Below are 15072 nucleotides of genomic sequence, written 5' to 3' on the forward strand. Positions count from 1 at the left end.
AACAACGAGGTACCAATGAAAACACTAATGGGCTGATTAGAGAGTATTTTCCCAAAAGAACCGACATTGATAATTACACAGAAAAAGACGTCGAATTCTGTCAGTATCAACTGAATCGACGTCCTAGAAAAATATTAAACTATCAAACACCGTTTGAGATATTTTTTGAAGAACCGTTGCACTTAGTTTGACAATTCGTCGGATTCAAATGTTTCAAAAATTGAGAAATCTTTGCTAGAATGTAAACACAATTAATAACGGGGAGGATATTACCATGTTTGAAGATACAAATGGGACTGACAACAACGGGACCATTCACTGTTCATTCTGTGGCAAATCCCAGGACGAAGTAGCGAAAATTGTCGCTGGTCCTGGCGTTTATATTTGCAATGAATGCGTTGATCTGTGCAAGCGGATTATTGACGAAGAATTGGCTCAGGAACATCCAGTCGAAGACCTCAAGGTGCCGACTCCGGAAGAAATCGTTCACCAGCTCGACCAGTACGTCATTGGCCAAGAGGATGCTAAGAAAACTTTGGCTGTTGCCGTTTATAATCACTATAAGCGCATCACAGCGATGGATAAGAACGAGACTGACAATACCGAGTTGGCCAAGAGTAACATCGCGGTGATCGGGCCAACTGGTTCTGGGAAGACCTATCTAGCACAGTCCTTGGCACGGATCCTGAATGTACCCTTCGCGATTGCCGATGCGACGACCTTGACTGAAGCCGGTTACGTTGGTGAAGACGTCGAAAACATCATTTTGAAGCTGTTGCAAGCGTCGGACTTCAATGTTCAGCGAGCTGAGCACGGCATTATCTACATTGACGAAATTGATAAGATCGCCAAGAAGAGTGAAAACGTTTCGATTACTCGTGATGTTTCCGGGGAAGGGGTTCAGCAAGCACTGCTGAAGATTCTTGAAGGAACCATTGCTAACGTGCCGCCGCAGGGAGGACGCAAACATCCGCAACAAGAATTCATCCAGGTTGATACGACCAACATTCTTTTTATCGTTGGTGGAGCCTTCGATGGCATTGAAAATATCGTTAAGGAACGACTTGGCGACAAGACGATTGGCTTTGGGACGGATTCTAAGGAAGCTGTGCAGGTTAATGATAAGAATGTGCTTCAGCATGTCATTCCTGAGGATCTGCGCCGTTTCGGCCTGATTCCTGAATTTATCGGCCGACTGCCAGTTTTGACTGCTTTGCAAAAGTTGGATGAGGATGATTTAGTCCGGATTCTGACGGAGCCGAAGAACGCCTTGGTCAAGCAATATCAGGAATTAATCAAATTGGACGGCAGCAAATTGAAGTTTACTGATGGTGCTTTGCGGGCGATGGCCCGGATGGCGATCCAGCGGCGAACCGGTGCACGGGGCTTGCGTTCGATTATTGAAGATGTCATGCGAGATGTGATGTTTGATCTGCCAAGCCGCCAGGATGTGGCAACGGTGGTGATTGATAAGCGTTGTGTCGGTGATCATCGTGAACCGCGTTACATTCTCAAAGATGAACAGGCATCTTAGAATGCTAGCGAGGTGAAGACTAATGCAAGTCCATAATGTTGAATTGACAATCAGTGCGGTGCGGGCTGATCAGTACCCGAGCGGTGATCAACCTGAGATTGCCTTTGTTGGGCGCTCCAATGTCGGCAAGTCGAGTCTTACCAACGTTTTAATCAACCGCCGCAACTATGCTCATACTTCAAGCCAGCCTGGTAAAACGCAGACTCTAAATTTTTACCACGTGGAAGATCAACTTTATTTTGTTGATGTTCCCGGTTATGGCTTCGCGAAAGTCTCTAAAAAAGAGCGAGAACGGTTCGGGAGGATGATTGAAGCCTATTTGACTAAGCGTCAGCAGTTGCGCGGGGTAGTTCTTTTGGTCGATGCCCGTCATCAGCCGACCGATGATGATGTCACGATGTACAATTACTTAAAGTACTATCAATTACCGACTCTTGTGGTGGGGACCAAGAGCGATAAACTGAAACCCAGCCAGCTGGCCAGGGCTAAGAAAACGATTGAAAAGACACTTGATCTGGATCGGAAAACGGGGCTGGTGATGTTCGCAGCTCCGACCAAGCGGGGTCAAGATGCTATTTGGCAGTGGATCGAAAAAATGTGCTGATAGCTGATAAAAGAACGGATGGTAAGCTGTTTGGCCTATCACCCGTTCTTTTTACTTTATTTCTTGTTGTCAGACTTTTTCTCAGGGTCTTTGATTTCTACACCCTTCATTTTGCGTTTTTTGCTGTCTTCTGGCAAATTAGCAAATTTTTTGAAGAGGTCGTCGAGCGAACGACTCTGCCGGGTTACTAATCCCATCGATATTTACCCCCTTTAGTATTTGCTTCATGTTAGCATTTCAGTTGGCTAGACGCAACTATGCATTATTGTTGCATAAACAGTCAAAAATTCGTGAAAGGGTTGCATATTCAAACATTGTTAGGTATAATAACAGCATTAACTTAACGGACGGAGGATCTATAATGGCAGATTCAGAGACAATGATTGAAATACAGGACCTCAAAAAGGTCTTTGGCAAGAACGTCATCTTTGATCACGTTAATGGCATGGTGAAAAAGGGAGAAGTGGTTTGTGTTATCGGTCCTTCTGGTGCTGGTAAGTCAACATTCTTGCGCTGCCTAAACTTGCTCGAAAAGCCGACGTCAGGAAAGGTACTGTTTGAAGGTACCGACCTCACCAGTCTGGATGATAAACAAGTTCAGCAGATGCGGGCTAAGATGGGAATGGTGTTTCAAAGTTTTAATCTCTTCCCCAATATGAGCGTTTTGGAAAACATCGAATTGGCACCCAAGAAAGTTCGTAACGAAAGCGATGAAGCTGCGAAAAAAGAGGGCTTAGCATTGCTTGATCGGGTCGGGATGAAGAGCAAAGCCGATGCCTATCCTTTATCACTGTCAGGTGGTCAGCAGCAGCGGGTTGCCATTGCTCGCTCCCTGGCAATGAAGCCAGAAGTGATGCTCTTTGACGAACCGACGAGTGCCCTCGATCCCGAAATGGTCGGTGAAGTGCTTAAAGTTATGCAAGAGTTGGCCAATGAAGGAATGACGATGGTTGTTGTCACTCACGAAATGGGTTTTGCCAAAAACGTAGCTGACCAGATTTGGTTCATGGCTGATGGCGGCATTATCGAGAGTGGAGCGCCAAAGGACTTCTTTGCTCACCAAAAGACTAAACGGGCTCAGGAGTTTATGAAGAAAATTTTGGATGCATGATCCATTGATTGAAGAACAACGTCTGCTACCTAGCAGGCGCTTTTTTTGCGTCAGTTACTGGCTTTGTTATAAAATAAGAGTTAACTGATATAACTAAGGAAGTGAAGATGATTGGCAAGCGAGCATATTGAGCATAAGTTGAAGCTGCTGCCGGACCGTCCCGGTTGTTATCTGATGAAAAACGCCAATGGCCATATTATTTATGTTGGCAAAGCCAAGAATCTTAAAAACCGTGTGCGCTCTTATTTTAAGAGCAGCCACACGGGTAAAGTTGCCCAGATGGTGTCAGAAGTGGCCGATTTTGACACTATCATTACTGATTCAAACAAAGAATCGTTCCTGCTTGAAATCACCCTAATTCAGAAGCATCAGCCCTACTTCAACATTAAGCTGAAGAAGGGGACGGGCTATCCTTACATTAAGATCACTAACGAACGTGATCCGCGCACTGTGATCACTGGTCAGGTAGACCATGATGGTGCTTATTATTTTGGGCCTTACCCGAATGTTTACGCAGCCGAAGAAACACTTAAATTTATTCAGAAAGTTTACCCGCTACGTCGTTGCCATGGTAACGAAGGGCGTCCGTGCTTGTACTATCATCTTGGTCAGTGCCTCGGCGCTTGCTTTAAAACGGTCCCCAAAGAGGAGTATGATGCCCAAATCAAGCGCATTAAATCTTTTCTCAATGGCAATACTACTGAAGTTAAGCGCCATTTAACCGCTCAGATGAAGAAAGCCAGCGCGGCGATGGAGTACGAAAGGGCAGCCGAGATTCGCGATCAGCTCCACTACATTGAAGTAACGGTCGAAAAGCAAAAGATTATCAGCAACGATAAAACACCTCGCGATCTCTTTAATTTTTATATGGACAAGGGCTGGCTGTCGATTCAAGTCTTTTTTGTTCGGCAATCACGGTTGATGAAGCGTGAAAAACGACTTTTCCCGATTGTTGATACGGCTGAAGAAGAAATGACAAGCTTTATTCTGCAGTTTTATAACCGGCGCAATAATTTGAAGCCTCGGGAAATTTTGCTGCCAGCAGGACTGCCCAATCAAGAAATCAGTGATATTTTGGGCGTTCCAGTTCGGACCCCCCAGCGGGGCGAAAAACGTGACCTTCTCAAGATGGCAGGCGAAAATGCTCGCCTCTCTCTTGATGAGAAATTCCGCCTCCTGGAGCTTGATAAGAAAAAGACGACCGGGGCAATGAAGGAAATCACCGATGCGCTCGGTTTGCCAGAAGGCCACAAAATCGAGGCTTTCGACCACTCGCATATTCAGGGCGCCGACCTGGTTTCGGCAATGGTGGTTTTTGAAAATGGGGAACCCAATAAGAAGCTTTACCGGAAGTACAAGTTGGAAACGGTCGACCACGCTGATGAAGCGGCCAGCACACGGGAAGTCATTCGGCGACGCTATTCGCGCTTGCTAAAAGAATACAAGCCGATGCCGGACATGATTTTTATGGATGGTGGATCGATTCAGATGAATGCGGTCAAGGACGTGCTCATCAACGAACTTGACCTACATATTCCGGTGGTGGGGATGGTTAAAAATGATAAGCATAAAACGGCAGATTTGCTGTTTGGCCCAAATGATGCTCCTGTTAACCTCAACCCGCGCAGCCAGGGTTTTTATCTGGTGCAGCGGATTCAAGACGAGGTGCACCGTTTTGCGATCACTTATCATCGTCAAGTGCACACCAAGCATTCCTTAAGCAGCCGGTTAGACGAAATTCACGGTGTCGGTCCGAAGACCCGTGATAAACTGTTGCGTAAATTCGGGTCGATTACTAAAATTGCCGATGCCAGTGTTGATGAAATTCACAAACTTGGTGTGCCAATGGCAACGGCGCAACTGGTCAAGGTTTCCTTGCAGGGGAATGCTGCCGTTAACCGGGGCAGCAGTCATGACTGATTTTGACGATCCAGGGCCAATCGCCTATACTAGTTTTATCAATTGAACGGAGATTAATAATGAATACCTTTGTCGATCAAATCAGAATTGAAGTTTACGCTGGAAAGGGTGGCGACGGGATGGTTTCCTTCCGTCACGAAAAATACGTCCCGATGGGCGGCCCTTATGGTGGCGATGGTGGTCGCGGTGGCAGCATCATCCTGCGCGTCGATCCGGGTTTACGGACTTTAATGGACTTTCGTTTCCACCGGATTTTCCGGGCCAAGAACGGTCAGAACGGGATGAACAAAAAGATGAGTGGTGCGGCCGCTGATGATCTTGTTGTACCTGTCCCGGCAGGAACGACCGTCACAGACCTCGACAGCGGCCAACTGCTGGGAGACTTAACAAAAAATGGTCAGGAACTAGTGGTTGCCCGCGGTGGTCGTGGGGGCCGTGGCAATGTTCACTTTGCGACGGCCCGCAATTCGGCACCTGAAATTGCGGAGAATGGTGAACCTGGCGAGGGACGCCACCTGCAATTAGAACTGAAGATGTTGGCTGACGTCGGTCTCGTCGGTTTTCCATCGGTCGGCAAGTCAACCCTGTTATCAGTTGTCACTGGTGCCAAACCAAAAATCGCGGCCTATGAATTTACAACCCTGGTTCCGAATCTGGGGATGGTGATGCTCGATGACGGGCGCGATTTTGCGATGGCTGATATGCCAGGTCTGATCAGTGGGGCTTCCAAGGGCGTGGGTCTCGGTTTGAAATTCCTGCGTCATATCGAACGGACCCGGGTCCTGTTGCACTTGATTGCGATGGATAGTCAGGATCCGGATCAGGCCTTGGAACGTTTCCACGCGATCAACCACGAACTGCAGTCTTACGATCCGCAGTTATTAAAGCGGCCACAAATTATCGTGGCAACGAAGATGGATCTGCCTAACGCGGCTGATAATTTGGCCCATTTTAAAGCGGCTCTTGCCAAGGACGACACGTTGGCACAGAATCCTCGGATCTTTCCAATTTCGGCGGTCACTCACCAGGGTGTGAAGGATTTGATGACGGCAACGGCAGATCTACTTGATCAAACGCCGGCCTTTGACGCGGAAAGCCACGATGAAGCGACGACAACCGAATTTCACCCGACGCCAGAAGGACAATCCAAAACTGATAGCTTTACTATTAGCCGTGATGACGATGGCACCTGGGTCGTTTCGGGTGCGAAACTTGAAAAACTGTTGGTGATGACCAACATGGATCACCAGGAAGGACAGTTACGGTTTGCCCGGCAGTTACGGCGCATGGGAGTCGATGCGGCATTGCGCAAGCGCGGCATTAAGGATGGCGACACCGTCCGGATTCGGGATTTTGCCTTTGAATTTGTTCAATAATGATTTTAGAAAGTAGGATTAGGGAATGGAACTGCAATTTTTAGGGACCGGCGCTGGTTCACCTAGCAAGCAGCGCAATGTTACCAGCACGGCGTTGAAATTATTAGATGAACGAAACGCTGTCTGGTTATTTGACGTTGGCGAAGCGACCCAGCACCAAATTCTGCGGACTTCGATTCGGCCACGAAAAATTGAAAAGATTTTTATCACACACCTTCATGGTGACCATATTTTTGGGTTGCCAGGTTTGATCAGTTCCCGTTCTTTTCAAGGTAATGCCGGCCCCTTAACGATCTATGGGCCCCACGGGATTCGTGATTTTGTGATGACCTCTTTGAAGGTGTCGGGGACCCGTCTTTCCTACCCGTTAAAGTTTGTCACGGTGGACCACGATGGCCTGGTTTTCAAGGATCAGACTTTTAGTGTTTATGCACGAGCACTGGATCACAAAATTGCTTGTTTTGGCTATCGGATTGTGGAAGCTGATCATCCGGGCGAATTGCAGGTTGAGAAATTACGGCAGGCAGGTGTGCCATCTGGTCCAGTCTATGGGCAATTAAAAGCTGGTCACAAGGTGACCTTGGCAGATGGCCGTATTTTAGACGGTCACGATTTTATCGGCCCAGCGCAACCGGGACGAGTCGTTGCCATTATGGGCGACACGCGACCGGTCGATAACAGTGTGGCCTTGGCCAAAAATGCTGATGTAATGGTTCATGAAGCGACCTTTGCGATGGGCGAAGAAAAGATGGCTCATCGTTATTACCATTCAACCAGCAGACAAGCTGCCCAACTGGCAAAAAGAGCTCATGCCAAGCGTTTGTTGCTGACCCATATCTCCGCTCGCTACACCGGCAAAGCTGCTTACCAGCTTGCCTACCAGGTGCGCGATATTTTTTCAAACACCCGGGTTGTAAATGATTTCGATGACATTGACATTCCTTTTAATGGATAGATGGGAGGGTTTTTCGTGTTACGGCGAATCAAATCTCTACGAAAATTAAAGAACAAGATTGTGTTGATCACTGGCGGTTCCCGGGGAATTGGTGCCGCACTTGCGATTGAGGCGGCTCATCGCGGTGCAATCGTCATCGTGGTGGCACGGAATTTAGATCGGTTGGAACGGGTTGCTAAGCGTTGCCTTGTTCTTTCGGGCCGGCCCGCTTTTGCCTTTCAGTGTGACGTTACCGATCCTGATGCGGTCGACAAAATGCTAGACAAAGTTCGGCACGAAGTCGGCGATATTGATGTTTTGATTAATTCCGCGGGTATTGGCGATATGCGTGAAGTGGTCAAACAGCCTCGGCAACGAGTGTCGACGATGGTTAATGTCAACCTGCTGGCCACAATGTATTTAAGCCGGTCGGTTGCTAAAGAGATGATGGATCAGGGTTATGGTGCCATCATCAACATTGGTTCCCTAGCAGGAAAAATTCCGACACCGAATGCCGCCGCCTATTCGGCCACGAAAGCGGGGGTAATCCAGTTTAGCAATATTTTGCGGATGGAGGTTGCTGATTACGGAATTCAAGTCTTGACCGTCAATCCAGGACCGGTTGACACTCACTTCTTTAAGGCGGCCGATCCAAGTGGCAATTACCTCTCACATCTGCCGAAGAGTATGATGATCAGCGCTGCCCAGCTTGCCCAAACGGTTTGGGATAATGTTGGCTATAAGACGCGGGAAATCAACGTGCCGGGGTATACGGCCATTCTCAGCTGGATTTATCAGCTGATTCCAGGGATGGGCGACTGGACGATTAAGAAGATCTTTGACTTTCAACAAGACAAAAGAAATTTGTAAAACGGTGTTTAATTAACGAAGCGGCCATGGTGTAGATCATCAGGGCCGTTTCGTTGTGAAGTAAGGAGGTTATGATGGCGCATTATCGATGGCAGCTGGCCACGAAAGCTGATGATCAGCTGGTTGAATCAATTGCCCAGTCGACCGAATTGCCAACTATCTTGGCACAGATTTTAGTTGAGCGCGGATGCAAGTCAGTGGCGGACGCGGAGAAATTTCTTAACCCTCAGATGTCTGATATCTTACCACCGGATCACTTGCATGATATGAAGAAGACAGTCGCACGACTTGAAGAAGCCTTAGCCAACGACGAGCAAATTACGGTTTATGGTGATTATGATGCGGACGGTATTACCAGTACGTCTTTGATGTACGAAACGCTCTTAACTGTCGGTGCCAAAGTTAATTACTATGTTCCCAATCGTTTTCGAGATGGGTATGGGCCGAATGTGGACGCTTACCAACGCCTTATTGATGCGGGAACTCAGCTTATCGTTACTGTCGACAACGGGGTCTCCGGCAAGGACGCCATTGCCCTGGCGAAGAAGCAGGGAGTTGACGTGATTATTACCGATCACCACGACTTGCCAGAAGAATTGCCTGATGCCTACGCAATCGTCCATCCCCATTATCCAGGAGCAGAATACGATGGTGGTGATCTTTCCGGTGTTGGGGTGGCCTTTAAAGTGGCTTGGCAACTGCTGGAAGAGTTTCCGACTGAGTTGCTCGACTTGGTAGCGATTGGTGAAATTGCGGATGTGGTTAATGTCAGCGGTGAAAACCGGGCTTTAATCAGTGCCGGCATTCAACAACTGCGCACGGGTACACGAGCGGGCATTTATGAATTGGTAAAACTGGCGGGAGTTAACGAAAGCCAACTTAGTGATGAGGATATCGCTTTTCAGTTGGCACCGCGTTTGAACGCCCTCGGCCGGATTGCTGACGCCAATGATGGGGTGCAGCTGCTGACGACACCAGAACCGGAGAAGGCTGATGCTCTGGCAAAACATATCGACGAAATCAATCAGCAACGACGGCAATTAGTCAAGGGAGTTACGAAAGCAGCCCTTGCGCAGGCCCATTCTTCGCAAAACCTGCGTCGTCATACCCTCTTGCTACGGGGCAAGGATTGGCACCAGGGAGTCCTTGGTATCGCCGCAGCGCGGGTTGTTGAAGAAACTGGCAAACCGACAATTGTTGCTAGTATCAATAGTGGTGAAACCCTTGTCAAGGCTTCAGGACGCGCTCCAGCGGGTTTTAATCTCTTTTCGGCATTAAATAAGCACCGGGATCTAATGGTGAGTTTTGGGGGGCACCCGGCTGCTTGTGGTTTATCATTTGCGCCTGACCAAGCCGATGACTTAGCAGCGGTTCTGGAACAGGCCGCAACCGACCAAAAGCTTGATGAAAATGATAAACAGCCGTTGCTGATTGCTGGCCGCTTGACGCCACAAGCCATTAACTTAACTTTGGCCGAACAATTAAAACGTTTGGCACCCTTTGGTCCAGGCAACTCCCAGCCCGTGTTTGAATTAGCACCGGCTCAGGTTGTTTTGGCCCGTACGATGGGAAAAGGAAATGAGCATTTACGGCTAACCGTTGCCGATTCAGAGCAGCGGGTTAATGTGGTGGCGTTTAACCAAGCTAAACTCTTACCGGCAATCCAACAAGCCGGAGCCGACCACGTGAAATTAGCGGTCACCCTCGGGATCAACGAGTGGAAAGGACAACGTCGCTGCGAATTGATGCTCAAGGATATCTTGATTACACCATCACCGATTGTTGATGAACGGACACGGCAACTGACCCCGCAGATGTTTACGATGGAAAGTGATTATCTCATCTATGGGGAACGCCTGCGTAAAAACGTGGCAGGTCATATTAACGGTCGATTATTGACACCTGAGCAGGCCCGCCAGACGGATTTTGCCGATCGTAAATTGACGATCGTTGACTGTCCACCGAGTCTTCGTGAATTAGCAGCGGATTTGAAGAGTTCCGCGATGCCATCTTCCTTGCGCTTGCTCCTGTGGTCAGGCCACCCCGCAGCGGTGGAAGGCTTGCCGTCCCGACAAAGTTTTGCTCAGCTATTTTACCTCTTGCAAAAACAAGAAAAATTACTATGGCCGGCAGCGCAAACCGACTTGGCAAAGACTTTGCGTCTGAGTGGCCGTTTAGTAAAATTTATGGTAAGTGTGTTTTTAGATGCTGGATTTGTTACAATAGAAGATGGTTTCTTGCGTTTAGTTACCAAACCGGCGCGAACAGACCTGACCCAGCAACCGCATTATCGGCAGCGGGTTGCACAAATTGATGCTGAAAATTTATTGCTCGGCAGCAGTACGATGACGCTTTTGCACTGGGTCGAAAAACACCTAACGAATGATTAGACAAGGAGACGCTAGCAAGATGAGTCTAGACTACAAGAAGTACGTGAAAAGCATTCCTGATTTTCCTGAAAAGGGGATTATCTTTCGGGATATTCTTCCCCTAATGGCTGATGGAGCAGCTTACCGCGCCGCAACCGATGAAATTGTTCACTACGCGATTGACAAGCAGGTTGACATGGTGGTTAGTCCGGAAGCCCGGGGCTTTATCGTTGGCTGTCCGATTGCCTACGAACTGGGTGTGGGTTATGCACCAGCACGGAAAGCTGGCAAACTGCCGCGGAAGGCTGTTAGTGCGACCTATAATTTGGAATATGGCACTGCAACTTTGCAGATGGAATACGATGCGATCAAACCCGGTCAACGAGTACTCGTGGTTGATGACCTCTTGGCGACGGGCGGAACAATCGGTGCGACGATCGACCTGGTTCATCAGCTCGGTGGTAAAGTGGTTGGTTGTGCCTTTTTGATCGAACTGAAGGCACTGAAGGGGCGCGACAAGCTCAAGGGCTACGATATCAAGACGTTGATGGAATATTAAAGCGGGTCCGGTTAACGGTCCTGCAAAGCTAAATCAAAAACGGCTGGTGAAAGTTTCTTCACCGGCCGTTTTACAGTGTTATTAGACTTTTGCCAAACAATTTTTGGCTGAAAAAATTCTTAGAAGGTTTTACCCGTATAAGCTTGCTGTGGTAATAGCTTAAAGTCATAACTAGCGATTTGATCTACCGATTTAGTGTAGTAGTGTAGGGCTTGGCCAATCATCAAGTTGAGCGGTTCATCTAGTTCCTGGAGAACAATAATTGGCTTGTGACTGGCCGCAGCGTAACCAACTTCAAAGGCCGTCCCTGAATCCATATTTTGGTGAGTAAAGTCGCTGACAGCACAAACGACGTCCGCCCGGTCGATTTCTTTGGTGTCGAGCTGATAAACCAAGCGTGCCCATTCTGGCGTTCCTTGTTTGCCGGCGTTGTCCGTAGTATTTGTTTCCATTGGACTGAAGAAGCTATCAACTGTTGCATTATTTTGCAATGCTTGTTCTACCCGGTGAATCCGGTCAATTTGTTTTTCGCTAAAAAATGGTCCTGCTAAGTAAATTCTTGTCATTAAATTCAGATCCTTTCATTTAGTTGGTGATTTTCTCAATTAATCGACAGTTTTGATCAAGCTGGCGCAGCCCATCCCACCGCCCACGCAAAGGGTAGCCACTCCATAGTGATCATTCTGGCGTCGCATTTCGTGAATAAGGGTTACCAGGATGCGCGTCCCCGAATCGGCGAGGGGATGGCCGAGGGCGATCGCCCCACCATTAGGGTTGACCTTGTCAGGAGCAATGCCCAATTCACGAATAACGGGGATGGTCTGAGCAGCAAAGGCTTCATTGATCTCAAAGCGGTCAATTTGGGCAACGGACATGGTTGCCTTTTTGAGGAGGCGTTTAGTAGCTGGAATCGGCCCGGTTCCCATCAAGGCTGGATCGACGCCGACCAGTGTTCCCCCCAGCCACTGGGCCAATGGTCGTAAGTCGTATTTCTCAACGGCTTCCTCACTAGCTAGGATGACTGCCGCGGCACCATCGTTGATGCCGGAAGAATTACCGGCAGTGACCAGTCCATCCTCACAAAAAGCGGGATGAAGTTTGGCAAGAGCCTCGGAACTGGTATTGCGACGCGGTGCCTCATCCTCATTGACAACGAAGGTCCGCTTTTTCTGTTTGACGGTAATAGGAATGATTTCATCCGCGAAACGGCCTTGATCTTGTGCGGCTACCGCTTTTTGGTGACTGGATAGGGCAAATTGATCCATTTCCTGACGACTGATATGGTAGTGTTTGGCGACATTTTCGGCAGTGATGCCCATTGAATAGCCACGAAAGGCATCTTGCAAGCCGTCTCGCTGCACTGAATCGATGATTTCGCTATCACCTAGGCGATAGCCAAACCGTGCCTGATTCAACAAATAAGGGGCGTTTGACATGCTCTCAGTGCCTCCGGCCACAGCGAGCTGGTATTCACCAAGGCAAATGTTGCGGGCCGCGATATTGACGGCTTCGAGACCTGATGCACAGACAGCATTGAGGGTCACGGCCGGAACTTCATAAGGGATACCACTTTTTATTGCGATTTGTCGGGCCGGATTTTGTCCGTTGCCTGCTTGGATGACGTTGCCAAAATAGGTTGCATCGATTGCTGAGGGGGGGATTTGTGCTCGATCGATAGCTGCCGTTACTGCGCACTGGCCTAAATCAACGGCGGTTAGTGACGACAGTGTGCCGCCAAATTTACCAATCGGAGTGCGGACGGCACTAACGATATAAACTGAATGCAGCTTGTCCATAGAAACCTTCCTTACTAAAATTAATATAACTATTGTAACTAAAGCTCGTTTGAGCGACAATAAGTTTTAATGATAAAACTGAGGAGTAAATATTTTATGATTTTTTTGGCGCTATTTGGCGGATTAATGTTGATCTTGAGTGGTTTTTACCTGGCCAATTCCTGGATGGAGTACCGAACATGGAAATGGCCGACTTTTATGGTAATCATCAGTCTAGCGATGTTAGTTATCGGGATTTGGCGGCTGCCGGTTTGGCACAATAATCAGCGAAGTGCTTCGTCGAGCAGTCAGTCGAGTCAGCAAACGACTCGCAGCAGTCTCAGCAGCTTTTCAAATCAGCAGAGCATGACTACTAACAATGGCCAGAGTCAGAATGAAAAAGAAATGTACATTTTGCGTCAGCTCCAGAAGGGTTACAGCAAGATGGGTGATGTTCAATTTGTTAGCTCGACCAAGACTTATCAAATCAAGCCGACAAACTCGGAAAGCAAGCGGGCTCTCAATTATTTGGTACAGAATCCAGATCAGGGCAGTCAAATTGGTTGGTCGAACCTGACCAAATCTCTTCGCCAGACCTCGTCTCAGATTGAACCGGGATTGGGCAGTGGTTATTCGATCAGTCTGATGAAGCCTGGCAGTTCGAAGACTGTCCTTTATACAGTTAAGGATGGGAAGACAACTTACGACTTTACTCAAAAATAAGTCAAATACATAATTTGAACAAAAAGTGGCCCCTAATGTCCGGCTAAAGTCGGGTTATTAGGGGCTACTTTTGGGTTGGAGACGATTTGCTAGTAGTTGATCATTGCCGAGTTCAGCATTTATCGTCTCTGGTACTGACGTTGATGATTTTTCTGTCCTGTCAGAACAAAACGACTGTGATCGTGACTAATGTCGAAAGTAACATCTGCATTTTGGAGGCCTAGTTGTTGTTTGAACATCTTTTCATATTGTGAAACGGAAACTTGCTGGCGCTTTGCCAAATCTGTACGAACGTCATTAATATAATCCTGATAACCATCGACAAGCCTTGCAGTGAAGAACTCACCTGCGGCTCCCGAACCATAAGAGAAGAGACCGATTAATTCACCACTTTTTGGCTGGCCGTTTTCTAAGTAGGAAAGCAAACCGAGATAGAGTGAACCGGTATAGAGATTACCAACGATGCGGGAATATACTTGACTTGCTTTTAATGATTGACGCAAAGTCGTGGCAACTTCATCTTGGCGCTCACCTAACAAGCCATTAAGCCCCTTGGTGGCCATTTTGGTAAAGGGGAGGTGGGTCAAGATGGCCGAGAAGTCGGCTAGCTGACAGCCAGTTTGCTGTTGATAGTGACTGAAACAATTTTTAAAAAAGTCGATAAATACTTGCGTTGAGTAGTGGCCATCGACCATCGCATTTTCTGAATAAAGCGGCCGCCAAAAATCCATAATGTCTCGGGAATATGCTACCGAAGTTTGACCTAGCTTTAACACGTGGGGATGAGAAGAAACAATCATAGCGACCGCCCCGGCACCCTGAGTTACTTCCCCGGGGGTGTTCAGCCCGTAGCGAGCAATGTCACTAGCGATGACCAGGACCTTTTCTTGTGGGTTCGCTGCGACTAAACCACGCGCCATCATGAGTGCTGCGGTACCACCATAGCAGGCTTGTTTAATTTCAGCGACCCGGACGAAAGCGGAGAGCCCGAGTAAATGCTGAATATAAGTAGCGACTGCCTTAGAGTTGTCGATTCCAGATTCCGTGGCCACGAGAACACTAGTAATTTCTTTTTTTAAGGCGGGAGTCAACAATTTTTCTGCTGCCGCGGCACCAATTGTGACGACGTCTTGACTTGCTGGAACAACTGCTTGTTTGCTTTGACCAATGCCGATTAAATATTTGTTCGGGTCGACTTTGCGGGCTTTAGCCAGGTCGACTAAATCTAAGTAATAATTTGTCGTAGCAAAAGCCATTTTATCAATACCGATATCCATCATAGATCCTCCTAAAAGAA

The 15072-nt window shown here is 47.9% G+C and carries 15 protein-coding genes; 11 read left to right on the forward strand and 4 right to left on the reverse strand.

Annotated features, from left to right (window positions below; genetic code table 11):
* The 3 genes from QOR82_RS00820 to yihA form a co-directional block, all read left to right on the forward strand.
* Nucleotides 1–191 (forward strand): transposase (locus QOR82_RS00820; RefSeq protein ID WP_408612895.1); only part of this gene is annotated, 191 nt, incomplete at its 5' end.
* Nucleotides 192–274: 83 nt separating this feature from the next.
* A complete protein-coding gene (gene clpX / locus QOR82_RS00825; protein ID WP_283582872.1) occupies nucleotides 275–1534 on the forward strand; it encodes an ATP-dependent Clp protease ATP-binding subunit ClpX in 1260 nt (419 codons plus the stop codon).
* A 22-nt stretch (nucleotides 1535–1556) separates the two neighbouring features.
* Nucleotides 1557–2138: a ribosome biogenesis GTP-binding protein YihA/YsxC gene (yihA, locus tag QOR82_RS00830; RefSeq protein WP_283582873.1), complete on the forward strand. Its 582-nt coding sequence runs from the start codon at nucleotides 1557–1559 to the stop codon at nucleotides 2136–2138.
* Nucleotides 2139–2194: 56 nt separating this feature from the next.
* On the opposite strand, the gene QOR82_RS00835 is transcribed toward yihA, so the two are convergent.
* Nucleotides 2195–2335, reverse strand: coding sequence for a hypothetical protein (locus QOR82_RS00835; RefSeq protein ID WP_283582874.1), 141 nt, complete (start codon nucleotides 2333–2335; stop codon nucleotides 2195–2197).
* A 164-nt stretch (nucleotides 2336–2499) separates the two neighbouring features.
* Between QOR82_RS00835 and QOR82_RS00840 the strand changes: the two genes are divergently transcribed.
* From QOR82_RS00840 to QOR82_RS00870, 7 genes are all read left to right on the forward strand, one after another.
* Nucleotides 2500–3249: an amino acid ABC transporter ATP-binding protein gene (locus QOR82_RS00840; protein ID WP_283582875.1), complete on the forward strand. Its 750-nt coding sequence runs from the start codon at nucleotides 2500–2502 to the stop codon at nucleotides 3247–3249.
* Nucleotides 3250–3360: 111 nt separating this feature from the next.
* Nucleotides 3361–5169, forward strand: a complete 1809-nt coding sequence (gene uvrC / locus QOR82_RS00845; protein WP_283582876.1) for an excinuclease ABC subunit UvrC — start codon at nucleotides 3361–3363, stop codon at nucleotides 5167–5169.
* A gap of 59 nt (nucleotides 5170–5228) precedes the next feature.
* Nucleotides 5229–6545 carry a GTPase ObgE gene (obgE, locus tag QOR82_RS00850; RefSeq protein ID WP_283582877.1) on the forward strand — a complete coding sequence of 439 codons (1317 nt, stop codon included), beginning with the start codon at nucleotides 5229–5231 and terminating at the stop codon, nucleotides 6543–6545.
* A 25-nt stretch (nucleotides 6546–6570) separates the two neighbouring features.
* Nucleotides 6571–7500: a ribonuclease Z gene (rnz, locus tag QOR82_RS00855; RefSeq protein ID WP_283582878.1), complete on the forward strand. Its 930-nt coding sequence runs from the start codon at nucleotides 6571–6573 to the stop codon at nucleotides 7498–7500.
* A 15-nt stretch (nucleotides 7501–7515) separates the two neighbouring features.
* A complete protein-coding gene (locus QOR82_RS00860; RefSeq protein WP_283582879.1) occupies nucleotides 7516–8349 on the forward strand; it encodes an SDR family NAD(P)-dependent oxidoreductase in 834 nt (277 codons plus the stop codon).
* A 74-nt stretch (nucleotides 8350–8423) separates the two neighbouring features.
* The gene (gene recJ, locus QOR82_RS00865; protein ID WP_283582880.1) at nucleotides 8424–10739 is read left to right on the forward strand and encodes a single-stranded-DNA-specific exonuclease RecJ; all 2316 of its coding nucleotides are present in this window, start codon (nucleotides 8424–8426) and stop codon (nucleotides 10737–10739) included.
* 19 nt (nucleotides 10740–10758) lie between these two features.
* Nucleotides 10759–11277, forward strand: coding sequence for an adenine phosphoribosyltransferase (locus QOR82_RS00870; protein WP_283582881.1), 519 nt, complete (start codon nucleotides 10759–10761; stop codon nucleotides 11275–11277).
* A 119-nt stretch (nucleotides 11278–11396) separates the two neighbouring features.
* On the opposite strand, the gene QOR82_RS00875 is transcribed toward QOR82_RS00870, so the two are convergent.
* Both QOR82_RS00875 and QOR82_RS00880 read right to left on the reverse strand, forming a co-directional pair.
* The gene (locus QOR82_RS00875; protein ID WP_283582882.1) at nucleotides 11397–11843 is read right to left on the reverse strand and encodes a nucleoside 2-deoxyribosyltransferase; all 447 of its coding nucleotides are present in this window, start codon (nucleotides 11841–11843) and stop codon (nucleotides 11397–11399) included.
* A 39-nt stretch (nucleotides 11844–11882) separates the two neighbouring features.
* The gene (locus QOR82_RS00880) at nucleotides 11883–13073 is read right to left on the reverse strand and encodes a thiolase family protein (protein WP_283582883.1); all 1191 of its coding nucleotides are present in this window, start codon (nucleotides 13071–13073) and stop codon (nucleotides 11883–11885) included.
* A gap of 96 nt (nucleotides 13074–13169) precedes the next feature.
* Here QOR82_RS00880 and QOR82_RS00885 point away from each other — a divergent pair, with 96 nt between their 5' ends.
* A complete protein-coding gene (locus QOR82_RS00885) occupies nucleotides 13170–13775 on the forward strand; it encodes a DUF308 domain-containing protein (protein WP_283582884.1) in 606 nt (201 codons plus the stop codon).
* A gap of 119 nt (nucleotides 13776–13894) precedes the next feature.
* Here QOR82_RS00885 and QOR82_RS00890 read toward each other — a convergent pair whose 3' ends face one another.
* Nucleotides 13895–15052: a hydroxymethylglutaryl-CoA synthase gene (locus QOR82_RS00890; RefSeq protein ID WP_283582963.1), complete on the reverse strand. Its 1158-nt coding sequence runs from the start codon at nucleotides 15050–15052 to the stop codon at nucleotides 13895–13897.
* Nucleotides 15053–15072: the final 20 nt, after the last annotated feature.

Source organism: Limosilactobacillus difficilis, from assembly GCF_947387495.1.
In the GTDB taxonomy this organism is placed as follows: domain Bacteria; phylum Bacillota; class Bacilli; order Lactobacillales; family Lactobacillaceae; genus Limosilactobacillus; species Limosilactobacillus difficilis.

Excerpts from the sequence above, each read along its gene's own strand:
- QOR82_RS00890 (WP_283582963.1), bottom strand. The coding sequence starts at position 15,052 with ATGGATATCGGTATTGATAAAATGGCTTTTGCTACGACAAATTATTAC.
- QOR82_RS00840 (WP_283582875.1), top strand. The coding sequence starts at position 2,500 with ATGGCAGATTCAGAGACAATGATTGAAATACAGGACCTCAAAAAGGTC.
- QOR82_RS00885 (WP_283582884.1), top strand. The coding sequence starts at position 13,170 with ATGATTTTTTTGGCGCTATTTGGCGGATTAATGTTGATCTTGAGTGGT.
- QOR82_RS00870 (WP_283582881.1), top strand. The coding sequence starts at position 10,759 with ATGAGTCTAGACTACAAGAAGTACGTGAAAAGCATTCCTGATTTTCCT.
- QOR82_RS00835 (WP_283582874.1), bottom strand. The coding sequence starts at position 2,335 with ATGGGATTAGTAACCCGGCAGAGTCGTTCGCTCGACGACCTCTTCAAA.
- QOR82_RS00880 (WP_283582883.1), bottom strand. The coding sequence starts at position 13,073 with ATGGACAAGCTGCATTCAGTTTATATCGTTAGTGCCGTCCGCACTCCG.
- obgE (WP_283582877.1), top strand. The coding sequence starts at position 5,229 with ATGAATACCTTTGTCGATCAAATCAGAATTGAAGTTTACGCTGGAAAG.
- recJ (WP_283582880.1), top strand. The coding sequence starts at position 8,424 with ATGGCGCATTATCGATGGCAGCTGGCCACGAAAGCTGATGATCAGCTG.
- rnz (WP_283582878.1), top strand. The coding sequence starts at position 6,571 with ATGGAACTGCAATTTTTAGGGACCGGCGCTGGTTCACCTAGCAAGCAG.
- yihA (WP_283582873.1), top strand. The coding sequence starts at position 1,557 with ATGCAAGTCCATAATGTTGAATTGACAATCAGTGCGGTGCGGGCTGAT.
- QOR82_RS00875 (WP_283582882.1), bottom strand. The coding sequence starts at position 11,843 with ATGACAAGAATTTACTTAGCAGGACCATTTTTTAGCGAAAAACAAATT.
- clpX (WP_283582872.1), top strand. The coding sequence starts at position 275 with ATGTTTGAAGATACAAATGGGACTGACAACAACGGGACCATTCACTGT.